The sequence below is a fragment of the Tardiphaga sp. 709 genome, assembly GCF_032401055.1.
In the GTDB taxonomy this organism is placed as follows: Bacteria; Pseudomonadota; Alphaproteobacteria; order Rhizobiales; family Xanthobacteraceae; genus Tardiphaga.
The window spans coordinates 4,597,081-4,613,218 of the sequence record NZ_CP135529.1; the positions used below are offsets into that span (position 1 = coordinate 4,597,081).

General features: G+C 62.6%; 13 protein-coding genes and 1 pseudogene. 9 read left to right on the top strand and 5 right to left on the bottom strand.

The window, feature by feature from the left end; translation table 11 throughout:
• Positions 1 to 8 precede the first annotated feature (8 nt).
• The 4 genes and pseudogenes from RSO67_RS22310 to RSO67_RS22325 all read left to right on the top strand — a co-directional run bounded on the left by RSO67_RS22310 (position 9) and on the right by RSO67_RS22325 (position 4,149).
• Positions 9 to 1,172, top strand: a complete 1,164-nt coding sequence (locus RSO67_RS22310) for a PA0069 family radical SAM protein (RefSeq protein ID WP_315840617.1) — start codon at positions 9 to 11, stop codon at positions 1,170 to 1,172.
• 117 nt (positions 1,173 to 1,289) lie between these two features.
• Positions 1,290 to 1,747: pseudogene (locus RSO67_RS22315) on the top strand (VOC family protein).
• A gap of 82 nt (positions 1,748 to 1,829) precedes the next feature.
• Positions 1,830 to 2,558 (top strand): ribonuclease HII, encoded by a 729-nt coding sequence (locus RSO67_RS22320; RefSeq protein WP_315840618.1) that lies wholly within the window; start codon positions 1,830 to 1,832, stop codon positions 2,556 to 2,558.
• An 82-nt stretch (positions 2,559 to 2,640) separates the two neighbouring features.
• Complete coding sequence (locus RSO67_RS22325) at positions 2,641 to 4,149, top strand: glycosyltransferase family 39 protein (protein ID WP_315840619.1); 1,509 nt, start codon at positions 2,641 to 2,643, stop codon at positions 4,147 to 4,149.
• Between the two features lie 13 nt (positions 4,150 to 4,162).
• Here RSO67_RS22325 and RSO67_RS22330 read toward each other — a convergent pair whose 3' ends face one another.
• Complete coding sequence (locus tag RSO67_RS22330) at positions 4,163 to 4,996, bottom strand: uracil-DNA glycosylase (RefSeq protein ID WP_315840620.1); 834 nt, start codon at positions 4,994 to 4,996, stop codon at positions 4,163 to 4,165.
• Between the two features lie 155 nt (positions 4,997 to 5,151).
• Here RSO67_RS22330 and RSO67_RS22335 point away from each other — a divergent pair, with 155 nt between their 5' ends.
• The 3 genes from RSO67_RS22335 (at position 5,152) to RSO67_RS22345 (ending at position 9,824) form a co-directional block, all read left to right on the top strand.
• The gene (locus RSO67_RS22335; RefSeq protein WP_315840621.1) at positions 5,152 to 6,810 is read left to right on the top strand and encodes an electron transfer flavoprotein-ubiquinone oxidoreductase; all 1,659 of its coding nucleotides are present in this window, start codon (positions 5,152 to 5,154) and stop codon (positions 6,808 to 6,810) included.
• Positions 6,811 to 7,120: 310 nt separating this feature from the next.
• On the top strand, positions 7,121 to 8,908 hold the full coding sequence (locus RSO67_RS22340; protein ID WP_315840622.1) for a tetratricopeptide repeat protein: 1,788 nt from the start codon (positions 7,121 to 7,123) through the stop codon (positions 8,906 to 8,908).
• A 4-nt stretch (positions 8,909 to 8,912) separates the two neighbouring features.
• On the top strand, positions 8,913 to 9,824 hold the full coding sequence (locus RSO67_RS22345; protein WP_315840623.1) for a 4-(cytidine 5'-diphospho)-2-C-methyl-D-erythritol kinase: 912 nt from the start codon (positions 8,913 to 8,915) through the stop codon (positions 9,822 to 9,824).
• 166 nt (positions 9,825 to 9,990) lie between these two features.
• Here RSO67_RS22345 and RSO67_RS22350 read toward each other — a convergent pair whose 3' ends face one another.
• Positions 9,991 to 10,770: an SDR family oxidoreductase gene (locus RSO67_RS22350; protein WP_315840624.1), complete on the bottom strand. Its 780-nt coding sequence runs from the start codon at positions 10,768 to 10,770 to the stop codon at positions 9,991 to 9,993.
• Positions 10,771 to 10,977: 207 nt separating this feature from the next.
• Here RSO67_RS22350 and RSO67_RS22355 point away from each other — a divergent pair, with 207 nt between their 5' ends.
• A complete protein-coding gene (locus RSO67_RS22355) occupies positions 10,978 to 11,991 on the top strand; it encodes a tartrate dehydrogenase (RefSeq protein WP_244528412.1) in 1,014 nt (337 codons plus the stop codon).
• A 72-nt stretch (positions 11,992 to 12,063) separates the two neighbouring features.
• On the opposite strand, the gene RSO67_RS22360 is transcribed toward RSO67_RS22355, so the two are convergent.
• From RSO67_RS22360 to RSO67_RS22370, 3 genes are read right to left on the bottom strand one after another with little or no spacing between them, the layout of a single operon-like run.
• Positions 12,064 to 12,972, bottom strand: a complete 909-nt coding sequence (locus tag RSO67_RS22360; protein WP_315840625.1) for an NAD(P)-dependent oxidoreductase — start codon at positions 12,970 to 12,972, stop codon at positions 12,064 to 12,066.
• 22 nt (positions 12,973 to 12,994) lie between these two features.
• Positions 12,995 to 14,242 carry a Zn-dependent hydrolase gene (locus tag RSO67_RS22365; RefSeq protein ID WP_315840626.1) on the bottom strand — a complete coding sequence of 416 codons (1,248 nt, stop codon included), beginning with the start codon at positions 14,240 to 14,242 and terminating at the stop codon, positions 12,995 to 12,997.
• Between the two features lie 40 nt (positions 14,243 to 14,282).
• Positions 14,283 to 15,200 (bottom strand): LysR family transcriptional regulator, encoded by a 918-nt coding sequence (locus tag RSO67_RS22370; protein WP_315840627.1) that lies wholly within the window; start codon positions 15,198 to 15,200, stop codon positions 14,283 to 14,285.
• A 119-nt stretch (positions 15,201 to 15,319) separates the two neighbouring features.
• Here RSO67_RS22370 and RSO67_RS22375 point away from each other — a divergent pair, with 119 nt between their 5' ends.
• Positions 15,320 to 16,138, top strand: a complete 819-nt coding sequence (locus tag RSO67_RS22375) for a putative hydro-lyase (protein WP_315840628.1) — start codon at positions 15,320 to 15,322, stop codon at positions 16,136 to 16,138.

Genomic DNA, 16,138 nt, shown 5'->3' on the forward strand with positions numbered 1-16,138 from the left:
GTGGCTTCATGAGTCGCCAGATCGCTGCCCTCAAGCACCCGCCGGTCCCGGCGCCCTCCGATAAGCCGGCGGGTGCGCTTTCCCCTTTTCCCGAGATCGCGGTGGCGATCGACAAGCAGCGGCGGCGCGGCCGCGGTGCCCAGTCCAACGACAGCGGGCGCTACGAGGCCGAGGCCCGGGTCGCATTTGATGACGGCTGGCAGAGCCTCGATGAATTGCCGCCGTTCAAGACGACCGTTGCGACGGACACCGCGCGCAAGGTCATCACGCGCAACGAGTCGCCGGATATCGGCTTCGACCGTTCGATCAATCCCTATCGTGGCTGCGAGCATGGCTGCGTCTATTGTTTCGCGCGGCCGACCCACGCCTATCTCGGTCTCTCGCCCGGGCTCGATTTCGAATCCAAACTGTTCGTGAAGCCCGATGCGCCGGCGCTGCTCGAGAAGGAGCTGGCCGCCGCCGAATACGAGCCGAAGATGATCGCGATCGGTACCAATACCGATCCGTATCAGCCGATCGAGCGCGAGCGTCAGGTGATGCGTGGCATTCTCGAAGTGCTGGAGAAGACTGGTCATCCCGTCGGCATCGTGACGAAGTCTGCCTTGGTGACGCGCGACATCGATATCCTGGCGCGGATGGCGAAGCGCAATCTGGTCAAAGTGGCGCTGTCGGTGACGTCGCTCGATCCTAAGCTCGCGCGCACCATGGAGCCGCGCGCTTCGACGCCGTCGAAGCGGCTGGAAGCTTTGCGGCAGCTATCCGAGGCTGGCATTCCGACCACGGTGATGGTGGCGCCGGTGATCCCCGCGCTGAACGACAGCGAGATCGAGCGCATTCTCGATGCCGCCGCGCATGCCGGCGTCAAGGAAGCCAGTTACGTTTTGCTGCGGCTGCCGATGGAAGTGCGCGATCTGTTTCGCGAATGGCTGATCGCGAATTATCCGGACCGCTATCGCCACGTCTTCACGCTGATCCGCGAAATGCGCGGTGGCCGCGATTACGACTCGCAATGGGGCACGCGCATGAAGGGGACCGGGCCGATGGCCTGGATGATCGGGCGGCGCTTCGAAATCGCCTGCGGCAAGCTCGGTCTCAACAAACGTCGTTCGAAGCTCACCCTCGATCATTTCGAGAAGCCTGCCGGTGCTGGTAAGCAATTGAATCTGTTCTAACTCCTTACGGTCTCGCAAACTGGGGAGTCGCCTCGGAGGAAGGGTCATCGGCCGGAAACCAGAGCCAGCCGGTGATCCTTTCTCCGCTTTTTGCGTTGAGTGAATGAAGGTGAAGACATGACAGCCAAACAACAGACCCCGTTGGTGCCACGCATGACCGTCATCACGCTCGGCGTTCAGGATATGCGCAAGAGCATCGCGTTCTATGAGGAGCTCGGCTTTGCCCGCAAGGCCAGGGCGTCAGGCGATGCCATCGCCTTTTTCGACACCGGGCCAGCGTCCTCGCGCTGTTTCCGTGGGATCAACTGGCGCAGGACGCGACATTGCCTGACCATCCAAGGCCGCAGGCGTTTCGCGGCAGCACGCTGGCGTGGAATTGCCGCTCCGAAGGCGAGGTCGATGCGGTCCTCGCTTTCGCCGTCGATTGTGGTGGATCGCTATTGAAGCCGGCGCGAAAGACCGATTACGGTGGCTATTCGGGCTACTTTGCGGACCCGGACGGGCACGCTTGGGACGTGGTGACGGCACCGGGCATTGAAGTTGGTGACGACCGGCGGGTGCATCTGGACGATTGACGATTGAAGCCCCGACCTGAATAGCGGGCACGATCCCGAGTTCCCGGTTGCGCTGTAGGGGCTGCTTCAGCACGATCCCCCGATGATTCGGGATGAGAAGAAGAAAGCGCCGGCCAAGCTGCGCAAGATCGTGGTCGCGCCGAGCTTCACGCGTGAGCGCGCACTGCTCAAGAAGGGCATTTGGCCGGTAGCGGGCTGCGATGAGGCCGGCAGAGGTCCGCTGGCCGGTCCCGTCGTGGCTGCGGCGGTCGTTCTGGACCCGAACAACATTCCCAAGGGGCTCGACGATTCCAAGAAACTGACGGAGAGCAAGCGCGAGGCGCTGTTCGAGGAAATCTGCGCTACGGCGTCATTCGGCGTCGCCTATGCATCACCCGGCCGGATCGACCGCGACAATATCCTGCGGGCGTCGCTCTGGGCGCTGGCGCGCGCGGTCGCGGCGCTGCCGGATGCGCCGAAGCACGTGTTTGTCGACGGCCGCGACCGGATCGACACGACGGCCGATTGCGAGGCCGTCATTGGCGGCGACGCGCTGGTGTTGTCCATCGCAGCAGCCTCGATCATCGCCAAGGTGTCGCGCGACCGGTTGATGTGCCGGCTGGCCGAGGATTGCCCGGGTTACGGCTTCGAGGTGCACAAGGGTTATGGCGTGCCGCAGCATATGGCCGCGCTGAATGAATTGGGGCCTAGCATTCATCATCGCAGCCTGTTCGCGCCGGTGGCTGCGGCGCGTGCGCGCCATCAGGCGAGCGCCCGTGCGGCAGCCCCGATCGAGACCCAGGCTATCCTCGACATCGAGATTTCCGCCTGAGCCCTCGGGCGGTTGCCTCTCCCGGCTCCGCGCCGTATCACCTGAGCACGCTTCATTCCCTGCTGGCCGGTTCAGACGTTCAATGCGTTTCACCTCCCTGATCGTCGAACTGATCCGTGCCCGGCCGCGGCTGGTGTTCTGGATCGTCGTGCTGTGTCAGGCCGCAATCTGGCTCGTCGTCCCCCTGCTGCTCTATCGCGGCCCGCCCGGCGATCTCGCCACCGTGCTGGCCTATGGCCGGGAATATCAGGTCGGCACCCATATGGGACCGCCGCTGGCGTTCTGGCTGGCCGACATCGCCTTCCGGGCCGCCGGCAATCACGTCTTCGGCGTCTATCTGCTAGCGCAGATCTGCGCCGTCCTGACGTTCCGTGCGGTCTATCAGCTGGGCAGCGCCATCGTCGGCGGGCCGCAGGCGGTCATCGCCGTGCTGCTCACCATGACGGTTACGGCCTTCAGCACGCCCGGCATCGAATTCGGTCCGCTGATCCTGGCGCGTCCGCTCTGGGCGATGTTCCTGCTGCATGCCTGGCTGGCAATCGGGCAGGGCCGTCGCAATGCCTGGTTCGCGCTGTCCATCGAGGCCGGCCTGCTGCTGCTGACCACGCCCCATGCGATGTGGCTGCTGCCGCTGCCACTCATCTTCGGTCTCGCGACATCGCGCGGCAGGCGTAACCTTGCTTCGTTCGATCCGCTCTATGCGCTGCTGGTAATCGCTGTGCTGACATTGCCATGGGCGATGTGGGTGATCCGGGCCGGCGCGCCCGTGCTGCCGGCGCTGCCGCACCTGGATGATCTCGGCGGAAAGGCGCGGCAGTGGGGTGTCCTGATCGCCTGGTTGGTTGCGGCCATCACGGGCGTGATCGTACTCACGGTGATGAACTGGGGCCGCATCGTTCCGAAGACCGAGGAAGCTCCTATCATCTTCCGCCCGCCGGTCGATCCGCTGGCGCGTGGCTATGTGTTTTTCTTCGCGCTCGTACCGGGGCTTCTCGGCAGCCTGTTCGCTGCGCTCTACGGCCTCGATCGCGTGGTCGGCGGCGCCGGTATTGCGCTGGTCACGTCGGGTCTGGCCGTCGTCGTGGCGTCGGGCGATCTGATCGCGCTGCGGCGCCAGCGCGTGCTGCGCAAGGTCTGGGCCTTTGCGATCATTGCACCGGCACTGGCAGCTTTCGCCAGCCTCGTGATTTTGCCTTGGGTCGATGGTCCCGAGGATGTCACAGCGCTTCCCGCGCGCGAGATCGGACGCTTCTTCGGTGAGAGCTTCGAGCGCCGGACCAATAAGCTATTGCCGGCGGTGGCCGGCGATGCGCAACTCGCCGCATTGATCGGCATGAGCGCGTCACGGCCGCATCTGCTGAACGATGCAGTGCCTTCGCGCACGCCATGGGTCACGCCCGCGAAGTTCGCCGAGACCGGCGGCGTCGTCGTGTGGCGCGCAGCAGATACGATCGGCACGCCGCCCGCGGAGATCGCGCAGCGCTTTCCCAACCTCGTGCCGGAAGTGCCGCGCGCATTTGAGCGTCTGGTGAATGGCCGGCAGCCCTTGCTGCGAATTGGCTGGGCGATCGTCCGGCCGAAGGCGCCCTAGACCAACGCCTTTGCTAGCTGGTCCTGCCCGATGGCGCTTCCAGCGCCTTGGCGATCGATCGCAAATCCATCCAGGTCATCCGCTTATAAGACGGCGAGCGCAGCAAATAGGCGGGGTGGAACGTCGCCAGCGCTTTGATCTTGCGGGTGCCGGTGTCGTAGTCGACCCAGCGTCCCCTGGACTTCATGATGCCGTCGCGGGTCTGCAGCAGCGTCTGCGTCGAGGGATTGCCCAGCGTCACGAGGATGTCCGGATTCACCAGCTCGATCTGGCGCTGGATGAACGGCAGGCAGATCTGCGTCTCCTGCGGCGTCGGCGTGCGGTTGCCCGGCGGGCGCCATGGAATCACATTGGCGATATAGACGTCGGTGCGCTTCAGCCCGATCGCCCCCATCATCAGATCGAGCAATTTGCCGGAGCGGCCAACGAAGGGCAGGCCTTCGATGTCCTCGTCGCGGCCCGGCGCCTCGCCGACGAACATGATCCGTGCCTGCGGATTGCCGTCGGCAAACACCAGTTGGGTCGCGGTCGATTTCAGGGCGCAGCCGTCGAATGTATCCAGCATGCCACGCAGCACCTCGAGCGAGGGCGCGGTGCGCGCGGCGTCCCGGGCGGCGGCAATCGCCACGTCCGGGGCGACCTCGACACGGGCGGGTGGTCGCGGCGGCGGAGGTGGTATGCCATTCAGAGGTGGTCGCTTCGGCGCGCTGTCGGACAGCTCCCGGGCAGGCGGCGGGAGGTCGTCGGACAGCCGGTTCACCGGCTCATCCATCAATGCGCAATCGACCCCGGCCTCCAGATAAAAGGCGAGCAGTTGCGCAACGCTGGGGTGGGGTTCAGGCGTCATGGCTGAAGGTCACAGGCATGCCAGCAATCTAGGCCGGATCGCCGCCCAGTGAAACGTCCCCTGTGCATTTAGGTGGTTGTTCTTCCGTCAAAAATCGGAAACAACAGCCCTTAGAAGCGTTCTGAACGGGTTGGAAACGGGTCCGAGACGAGATTATGAGCACTGAAGAACTTCCGCCGCGCGAGTCCATGGAATTCGACGTCGTCATCGTCGGTGCCGGGCCCTCCGGTCTGTCGGCCGCGATCCGGCTGAAACAGCTCAATGCGGACCTGTCCATCGTTGTGGTGGAAAAGGGTTCCGAAGTCGGTGCGCACATCCTATCCGGCGCGGTGATCGATCCGGTCTCCCTCGACAAGCTGATTCCCGACTGGCGCGAGGACGCCGACTGCCCGCTGAAGACCCAGGTCAAGGACGACCAGTTCATCTTGACCAGCGAGACCGGTGGCATCCGCTTGCCGAATTTCATCAATCCGCCGCTGATGAACAATCATCACTGCTACATCACCTCACTCGGCATGGTGTGCCGCTGGCTCGGCGCCAAGGCTGAGGCGCTCGGGGTCGAAATCTATCCGGGCTTTGCGGCCGCCGAGACGCTGTACGACGACAATGGCGCGGTGCGCGGTATCGCCACTGGCGACATGGGCATCGGCCGCGACGGCAAGCCGAAGGATTCATTCACCCGCGGCATGGAACTGCTGGGCAAGTACACGCTGTTCGCCGAAGGCGCGCGTGGCTCGCTGACCAAGCAGGTCATCGCCAAGTTCGCGCTCGACAAGGATTGCGAGCCCGGCAAGTTCGGCATCGGCCTTAAGGAAATCTGGCAGATCGATCCGGCCAAGCACAAGAAGGGCCTGGTCCAGCATACGCTTGGCTGGCCGCTCGACGACAACACCGGCGGTGGTTCGTTCCTGTACCACTACGACGACAACCTTGTTGCGGTCGGCTTCGTGGTGCATTTGAACTACGACAATCCGTATCTGTATCCGTTCGAGGAATTTCAGCGGATGAAGACCCATCCGATGATCCGCGACACCTTCGCCGGCGCCAAGCGCCTGGCCTATGGCTCGCGCGCGATCACCGAAGGTGGCTATCAGTCGGTGCCGAAGCTGGTCTTCCCGGGCGGCGCGCTGATCGGTTGCGCAGCAGGCTTCGTCAATGTGCCGCGCATCAAGGGCGTGCACAATGCGATGGCCAGCGGCATGCAGGCCGCGGAGCAGGTGTCAGCCGCGCTGGCCGCCGGTCGCGCCAATGACGAGCTAACGGAATACGAGACTGGTTGGCGCGGTTCGGCGATTGGTCAGGACCTGCACAAGGTCCGCAACGTCAAGCCGTTGCTTTCCAAATTTGGCAACCGGATCGGTATGCTGCTGGCCGGTTTCGATATGTGGTGCAATACGCTGGGCTTCTCGCTGTTCGGTACGCTCAGTCACGCCAAGCCGGATCGCAAGACGCTGAAGCCGGCGAAAGAATACAAGCCGATCCCTTATCCGAAGCCGGACGGTAAGCTAACCTTCGATCGCCTGTCCTCGGTGTTCATGTCGAATACCAATCACGAGGAAGACCAGCCGATCCACCTCAAGGTTGCGGATATAGAGCTGCAGAAGAAGTCCGAGCATGACGTCTTTGCCGGCCCGTCAAATCGCTATTGCCCGGCAGGCGTCTATGAATGGGTCGAGGAAACGACCGGCCCGCGTTTCCAGATCAATGCGCAGAATTGCGTCCACTGTAAAACCTGCGACATCAAGGATCCGAACGGCAACATCACTTGGGTTCCGCCGGAAGGTGGCGGCGGCCCGAACTACGAGGCGATGTAACCGGTTCGCTGATTACGATTGTGTGAGCGGCGGCGCCTGTCGGCGGGCCGCCACACCGGCCGGAGGTCACGATAACGCCACAGTGCGAGCGTTTTCAGGGGCAGTGGCGCAATTCGGCGGCCCAATTGCTGATAGGCTTCAAGGTGCCATTGGTGCGATCGCGCCCCCGATCCTTGCGATTGACCGCCAAACGCGGCATTGTCGGCATGCGCTACGTTGCCGGGTCGGCCGCGCATCCGAGCCTGTCTTGCAGTCCTGCTCGCATTTTGCTCGATATCCTGCCCGTAAATCCTGGAGCTAGGCGAACCCTATGTTGTCCATCCGTTTCAATCGTTTGACGCTCGCTGCCGCCACGGTCGCCGTCCTCGCGATGCCCGGTCAGCTGCTGGCGCAAACCCCGGATCATACCGGCGATAGCTCGGCCGCCCAGTTTCCCACGTCCCGCGATCTGAAGTCGCTCACCACCGCCGGCAGCTATCTCGCCGCCCGCCACGCCAGCGTCGAGCGCGATGCCACCTCGGCTGCGGCGTTTTACCGCTCTGCGCTACGCACCGATCCGAAGAACAATGAACTGCTCGATCGCGCTTTCATCTCCTCGCTCGCCGATGGCGATATCGAAGAGGCCGTGAAGCTCGCCGATCGCATCCTGACCATCGACAAGTCGAACCGCGTCGCCCGTCTCGTTGTGGGTGTGCGGGATCTCAAGCTGAAGAAATACGCTGCCGCGCAGACCAATATCAACCAGTCGGTGCGCGGCCCGATCACCGACCTCGTGGCGACGCTGCTGTCGGCCTGGGCCGGCTACGGCGCCGGTGAGAGCAAGACGGCGATTGCCAATATCGACAAGCTGGCCGGTCCGGAATGGTATCCGATCTTCAAGGATCTGCATGCCGGCCTGATCCTCGATCTTGCCAACAAGCAGAAGGATGCGGGTGCCCGGTTTGAGCGTGCCTACAAGCTCGACGACTCCGCGCTGCGCGTGGTCGACGCCTATGGCCGCTGGACGTCGCGTAACAAGGACGATGCCGCGGCGCTCGGCATCTACGAGACCTTCAACAAGAAGCTCGCCCGTCACCCGCTGGTGCTGGAAGGTATCCGCGACACCAAGGCCGGCAAGAAACTGGCACCGCTGGTCGACAGCCCGCAGGCTGGCGCTGCTGAAGCGCTCTATGGCATCGGCGCATCGCTGACCCGTCGCGGCGGTGAAGACCTCGCGCTGGTCTATCTGCAGCTCTCGCTTTACCTCAAGCCGGATCACTCGCTGGCGCTGCTGTCGCTCGCCGACCTCTATGAGTCGGTGAAGAAGCCGCAGATGGCCATCAAGGTCTATGAGCGCGTGCCCGCCAATTCCGCGCTGAAGCGCAATGCGCAGATCCAGCAGGCCACCGATCTCGATGCGGCTGATCGCAGCGATGAAGGCATCAAGATTCTCAAGGGCGTTGTCGCCGACGATCCCCGGGATCTCGAAGCCATTATGGCGCTCGGTAATATCGAGCGCGGTCGCAAGAAATTCGCCGATTGCTCCGAAACCTATACCAAGGGCATCGATGTCATCGCCGCCAACCAGGACAAGCCGAACTGGGTGTATTTCTACTTCCGCGGCATCTGCCTGGAGCGTTCCAAGCAGTGGGCCAAGGCTGAAGTCGATATGCGCAAGGCGCTGGAATTGCAGCCCGAGCAGCCGCATGTGCTGAACTATCTCGGCTATTCCTGGATTGATCAGGGCATCAACCTCGACGACGCCATGAAAATGATCAAGCGTGCCGTCGATCAGCGTCCGGATGATGGCTACATCGTCGACTCCCTCGGCTGGGCCTATTATCGCATTGGCAATTTTGACGACGCCGTGAAGCAGCTCGAACGCGCCATCGATCTGAAGCCGGAAGATCCGACCATCAACGACCATCTCGGCGACGCCTATTGGCGCGTCGGTCGCAAGCTGGAAGCCAAGTTCCAGTGGCAGCACGCCAAGGATCTGAAGCCGGAAGCCGAAGAGATTCCGAAGATCGAAGCCAAGATGGAAAACGGTCTGTCGGACGAACCTTCGTCTTCGGCCGCGTCCAACGACAAGAAAAAAGAAGACGGCAAAGGCGGCTAATTCCATGGTTGGGGGCACGACCGGTTCAACGAGCCCGGTTCTCGAAGAAGATGCGCGCGCCAAGGTCAATCTGACCCTGCGCGTCATCGGCCGTCGAGTTGACGGCTATCATGATCTCGAAAGCGTCGTGGCCTTTGCCGATTGCGCCGATAGATTGACGCTCGATGCGGGCGGCGATCTGTCGCTGACCGCTACCGGTCCGCGCGCGCAGGAATGCGGCGACACCGCCGATAATCTCGTGATCAAGGCCGCCCGGCTGCTCGGCGAGCGCGTCGAGGGTCTTACATTCGGGCGCTTTGCACTCGACAAGCACTTGCCGGTTGCCGCCGGCATTGGCGGCGGGTCGGCGGATGCTGCCGCAGCGCTCCGCCTCTTGGTGCGCGCCAACAATCTCGAAATGGACGATCCCCGCGTGCTCGAAGTGGCGCGCCTGACCGGCGCCGATGTGCCGGTTTGCGTGCCGTCGCACGCCTGCGTGATGACGGGTGTGGGCGAAAACCTGCTGCCGCTCAGCATTCCGCGTTTGCCCTGCGTGATGGTCAATCCGCGCGTGCCGGTGGCCACCAAGGATGTGTTCAAGGAGCTCGGCCTGAAGAACGGCGAACTCCGTGTCGGCGTCAAGGACGTGTTGAAACGGGCCACCTGGCCGAATGAAGACGGTTCGCTCGATGCCTGGATCGATGCGCTCAATGCCGGAACCAACGATCTCGAAGCGCCCGCATTGAAGGTCGAGCCTGTCATCAACACGGTGCTGTCGGCCTTGCGCGACGCTGAAGGTGTTCGGTTGGCCCGCATGTCGGGTTCGGGCGCGACCTGTTTTGCGCTGTTTGGCAACGACACCGACGCGCAGCGCGCGGCCGGTGCCATTCAACTCGCCCACCCGCTGTGGTGGGTGCATGCCGGCGCGCTGAGCTAGCGCGCTTTTCCCTCTCCCCGCCTGCGGGGAGAGGGGGCGCGGACGAAGTCCGCGACGGGTGAGGGGGAGCCAGCGAGTGAAACACTGGCTCCCCCTCACCCGGATCACTCGCTGCCGCTCGTGCTCCGACCTCTCCCCGCGAGCGGGGAGAGGTTAGGAAAAGCGACTAGCTGCCCCAGCCTGCGCTGTAGCCACCATCCACCGTGTAGATCACGCCGGTCGTATAGCCCGCGCGATCTGACGCCAGAAACGTCATCATGTCGGCGATCTCGCGTGGTTTCGCGGCGCGGCCGAGCGGCAGGCCCTGTTGCAATTCCCGGAAACGGTTCTCGTCCCCGAATTGCGCTTTGGCGCGGGTCTTCATCAGCGTGATGTGGCGCTCGGTCTCAACCGGGCCGGGATTGATGCCAACGACGCGGATATTGTCCTTCAGGCTCTTGCCGCCCAGCGCCCGCGTAAACGCCATAAGTGCGGCGTTGCCGGCGCTGCCACAGATGTAATTGGCATCGAATTTCTCGCCGGCCGCGCCGATATCGTTGACGATCACGCCATGACCGCGCGCCTTCATCTGTGCATAGACGAGCCGCGTGAGATTGATGAAGCCGAACACTTTGAGGTCCCAGGCATGGCGCCAGGTCGGCTCGTCGATCTTGTCGAGCGATCCGCCGGGGATATCGCCAGCATTGTTGACGAGGATGTCGATATCGCCAGTTGCGGCCGCCAGCGCGGCCAGATCGTCCGGCTTGCGCAGATCGACGCCATGCACGGCGACATCGATCTGATGGCTGGACCGCAGCCGGTCTGCCAAGGTTTGCATCTGCTCCACATTGCGGGCCGCGAGGCGGAGATCGCAGCCTTCTTCGGCAAACGCTTCCGCGGCCGCCGCGCCGATACCCTTGGATGCGCCCGTGATCAGGACGCGCTTGCCGCGCAAATGAAGATCCATGGAATGCCTCTGGATTGCAGAAGGGAGTGTCTGCGACAGAGTTAGGCCCCTGCGGCAAAACCGGTCAACATTGCAGTGCAGCGTTGATCGCAGGCCGGCTTTGGTCCACATCTGCAGGCAGAATTACTGGCGAAGGAAACCCACGTGAGCGCACAAAAAGAATATCGGATCGCGGTCATCCCCGGCGACGGCATCGGCAAGGAAGTCATGCCGGAAGGCCTGCGCGTCCTTGAAGCGGCAGCGAAAAAGCATCGCGTGAAGGTGCATTTTGATCATTACGACTTCTCGTCTTACGACTATTACGAGAAGCACGGCCAGATGATGCCGGACGACTGGAAGGCGCAGATCGGCAAGCATGATGCGATCTATTTCGGCGCCGTCGGCCTGCCGGCAAAGATTCCGGATCACATTTCGTTGTGGGGCTCGCTGATCAAGTTCCGCCGCGAATTCGATCAATACGTCAATCTGCGCCCGGTGCGCCTGATGCCCGGCGTGCCCTGTCCGCTGGTCGGCCGCAAGCCAGGCGATATCGACTTCTGGGTGGTGCGCGAGAATACCGAGGGTGAATATTCATCCGTGGGCGGCCGCATGTTCCCGGACACCGACCGTGAATTCGTTACCCAGCAGACGGTGATGACCCGCACTGGTGTCGACCGCATCCTGAAGTTCGCGTTCGACCTCGCGCAGTCGCGGCCGAAGAAGCATCTGACCTCGGCGACCAAGTCCAACGGCATCGCGATCACGATGCCCTATTGGGACGAGCGCGTGAAAGCGATGGGCGCCAACTATCCCGACGTGAAGTGGGACCAGTATCACATCGACATTCTCACCGCGAATTTCGTGATGCATCCGGACTGGTTCGACGTCGTGGTTGCGTCCAATCTGTTCGGCGACATCCTTTCGGATCTGGGCCCGGCCTGCACAGGCACCATCGGCATCGCACCTTCCGGCAACATCAATCCGACCGGCGATTTCCCGTCGGTGTTCGAGCCGGTGCACGGCTCGGCGCCGGATATTGCCGGGCAGGGCATTGCGAATCCGATCGGCATGATCTGGTCCGGCGCGATGATGCTGGAACATCTCGGCGAGAAGGCTGCGGCGGATTCGATCGTCAAGGCGATCGAGCGGACGCTCGGTGAGCGTACTCTGCGGACGCGCGATCTTGGCGGTCAGGCCGATACAGGCGCTTGCGGCAAGGCTGTCGCGGAGATGGTGGAGTAATTCTGCTTCTTGCGCATCTACAAAAATGCCCGGCTTTGAGCCGGGCATTTTTATTTTGGGAGTTCGCAGCGCTTAAGCTGCAATCCTTCGGCAATGCTTCCACGCCGCTGTGATCAAATTCACGCTCGCCTCGGGCGTGCGGAACGCCGAATGTGCCGACAGCGTCACATTCGGGATCGTCGTCAGCACATGGCCTGCCGGCAACGGCTCGATGTCGAAAACGTCGAGACCGGCATGGCGCAGATGGCCGGAGCGCAGCGCGTCGATCATCGCGGCTTCATCGACCACCGCGCCGCGCGCGGTGTTGACGAGGATCGCGCCCTTCTTCATCTGGCCGATGCGCTCGCGGGTGATCATGCCGCGGGTCTCGTCGTTCAACAGCAGATGGATCGAGATGACGTCGCTCTTGGCCAGCACTGTCTCCATGTCGGTGAATTCCACACCGGGATGGGACTTCGGCGAGCGATTCCATGCAATCACCTTCATACCCGAGCCGAGCGTGATGCGCGCGACTTCCGCGGCGATGCCGCCGAAGCCGATCAGGCCGATTGTCTTGCCGGTCAGTTCCATGCCTTCATCGCGCAACCAGTTGCCGGCCCGCATTTCACGGTCTTGCTGGGCAAGGCCGCGCGCGGCAGCCCACATATGCGCGATGGCACATTCGGCGACGGCGGTGTCGCCGTAACCGCGGATCAGATGCACCTCGATCCCCAGCGCGGCAAGCTCCTCGATATGCATATAGCTGCGCGCGCCGGTGCCGAGAAACACGACATGCTTCAGGCCTGCGCACTGCTTGGCCACATCGGTTGGAAGATAAGTGTGATCGACGATCGCGATCTCGGCGCCGTCCAGCACCTTGGGCAAATCGGCCGACTTGACGTCCTCATCGCGATTGATCTTTACCGCGATGTCGCCCGGCTGCGTCAGCCGTTCCAGAATCTTTGCCAGTTCTTCGCTGGCATCGACGAATACACCCCGCATCACTATCCCCTGTCTGTTTTCGTTACTTCGATGCCACGCCGGCGAGCGCCAGCACCGTATGCATCAATACATTTGCACCGGCGGCGCAATCTTCCTGCGTCGAACTTTCGAGCTCGTTGTGGCTGATGCCATCCTTGCTCGGAATGAACACCATCGCGGTCGGCATGATGTTGTTGAGGTTGCAGGCGTCGTGGCCGGCACCCGAGGTGATGCGACGGTGCGAGTAGCCAAGCGACGTCGCAGCGGTCTCGACCGCATTGACGAAGTCCTTGTTGAAGTGCGTCGGCGGCTTGTGCCAGACCTTGTCGAAAGCGACGTCGACCTTGCGATGCGCGGCGATCTCCTTGATGGCATCGCGCACGCCTTTCTCGATGGCGTCCAGCTTGCCGGCGTCGGCGCTGCGCAGATCCATGGTGAAGGCGATCTCGCCGGGGATCACATTGCGCGACGGATTTGCGATCACGGCTTCGCCGATGGTGCCGAGCGCGCCGATATTGCTGACGACACGCTCGGTGGCCAGCACGATCTCCGATAGCGTGCCCAACGCATCCTTGCGCAGCGGCATCGGGGTCGAGCCGGCATGGCTCTCGAAGCCGGTGATCTTGCCGTCGAACCACAGCACGCCCTGGCCGGAATCGACTACGCCGATGGTCTTGCTTTCGGCCTCCAGGATCGGGCCCTGCTCGATATGCAGTTCGACGAAGCCCGAGAATTTCTGCGTGCCGACCGCAACGTCGCCGCGATAGCCAATCTCGTCGAGCGCTTCGCCGACGGTGACGCCCGCGATGTCCTTGCGCGATAGAATGTCGTCGGTGGTGAAGTCGCCGACATAGGCGGCGGAGGCCATCATCGCCGGCGCAAAGCGCGAGCCTTCCTCGTTGGTCCAGTTGGCGATGCAGATCGGCATCTCGGTTTCGATGCCGGCATCGTTCAGCGTGCGCACGACTTCGAGTGCGCCGAGCACGCCGAGAATGCCGTCGAACTTGCCGCCGGTCGGCTGGGTGTCGAGATGCGAGCCGATGCCGATCGGCGCTTTCGACATGTCGCGGCCCTTGCGCAGGGCGAACATCGAGCCGAGCGCGTCGACATGCACCTCCAGGCCGGCATCCTCACAGGCTTTGCGAAACCAGTTGCGGACGAGCTTGTCCTCAGGCCCGAGCGTCAGACGCCGCACGCCGCCCTTCGGTGTGCCGCCGAATTTCGCTGTCTCGTTGATCGTGTCCCAGAGCCGCGCGGAATCGATTTTGAGGTTGTCGCCAAGCTTGGTCATGCGGTCTGTCCCGAAAATTTGTGTTGAAGAGGCCTGCTTTTCAATGACCCGATGATGCCGGCACGTCAACCAATGGGCTGTTCTGCGCCAGTTGCGCAGCAATGCCTGCGACGAGTTCGATCGCGGCCGTGTCGGGTGACGCGAGCCAGCTTGCCGAAAACGTCAGCGGCTGGAGCTGCAGATTGGTATTGAGCAATTGCAGGCGTCCGTCCGCGAGTTCGTTCTCGATGATGGCCGTCGGGATCAGTGCGATGCCCAACCCCTCAATCGCCATGTGCATCACGGTGGACAGCGACGCGCTGGCGTGCAGCCGGATCGGTGGCAGGTCGGGCCGGTTGAACAGCGAACGCGCGATCTCGTAGGGCCGGGTCTTGCGCGAGAAGGTGATGATGGGAAATTTCGCAAGGTCATGGATCGAGAGCGGATCGTTGCCGAGCCCGAGTGAGGGGCTGGCGAGAAAGCCGACGGGGTAGTCGCACAGCACACGATTGCGAACGTTGGATGTCGAAAGCGGTCCGAGCACGAAAGCGAGATCGATCTCCTGTGCCTGCAACCGCGCGTTCAGGTTCGGCGTGATATCGACCTCGATTTCGAGCGACAGGTTCGGATACGAGATGTTGACGTGCTTGATCAGCCGCGTCAGCAAAGTGTGGACGATGGTTTCGGCGACGCCGAGCCGCAGCACGCCGCGCATTGCCGAGCGATCGCCAACCGCCGCCATCATCTCCGAGCGCAGACCGATCAGCTTTTCGGCATAGACCAGCATCTGCCGTCCGGCCGGCGTCGGCGAGGCGATACGGCGGTCACGCTGCAGAAGCCGGACACCCATCTCGTGCTCAAGTTGCGCGATGCGTTGGGAGATCGCCGGCTGCGTGGTGTTGAGCTTCTGGGCGGCGCCGCGGAAGCTGCCGAGATTGACTACCCAGAGAAAGGTCTCCAGCGCCTTGAAGTCCGCCATGGATACGACCCGGCTTTCGATAAGTAGAATTTATGTATGTTGATTAAAAACAACGATTAGACATTATACTAGCCCTGAGTTTCAGTGCGTGTCGAGGCAGAATTAGGCAGGACACCAAGATGGCTATTTCTTCGGCAGCGCAGCAAAGCGACGATCGATCCTCGAATTTGCCCAGCGCGGTCGCCCGCCGCGAATATCGCGCCGGCAAATATGGCAGCACCGCTGGCGTCGCTCCCGGATACGTCCAGGGAAATCTGGTCATCTTGCCGGAAGCCCAGGCCGCGGCCTTTCATCGCTTCTGCCAGCTCAATCCGAAGCCGTGCCCGATCATCGGCATGTCGGATGTGGGCAGTCCCAGCATTCCCGCTCTCGGTCTCGACCTCGATATCCGGACTGACATTCCGCAATATGTCGTCTGGAAGGACGGCGAGGCGATCGATCGACCCTACGACGTGACCAAGTACTGGCGTGACGATCTCGTGTCTTTCGTCATCGGATGTTCGTATTCGTTCGAAGAAGCGATGATGGCCGATGACCTGCCGATCCGTCATATCGAGCAGGATGTTCTGGTGCCGATGTATCGCACCAACATCCCATGCAAGTCCGCGGGTCCATTCGCCGGCCCGATGGTGGTCTCGATGCGGCCGCTGAAGCCCGCCGATGCGATCCGCGCCGTGCAGATCACCTCGCGCTTTCCGTCGGTGCACGGCGCGCCGGTCCATCTGGGCCTGCCGCAGTCGATCGGCATCAAGGACATCAACAAGCCCGATTACGGCGATGCGGTACGCATCAATGATGATGAGATCCCGGTGTTCTGGGCCTGTGGCGTGACGCCGCAAGCCGTCATTGCTGCAGCGCGCGTGCCGTTCGCGATTACGCATGCGCCGGGTGTCATGCTCGTCACGGACCTGAAGAATAAGCATTTGGCTGTTTTATAA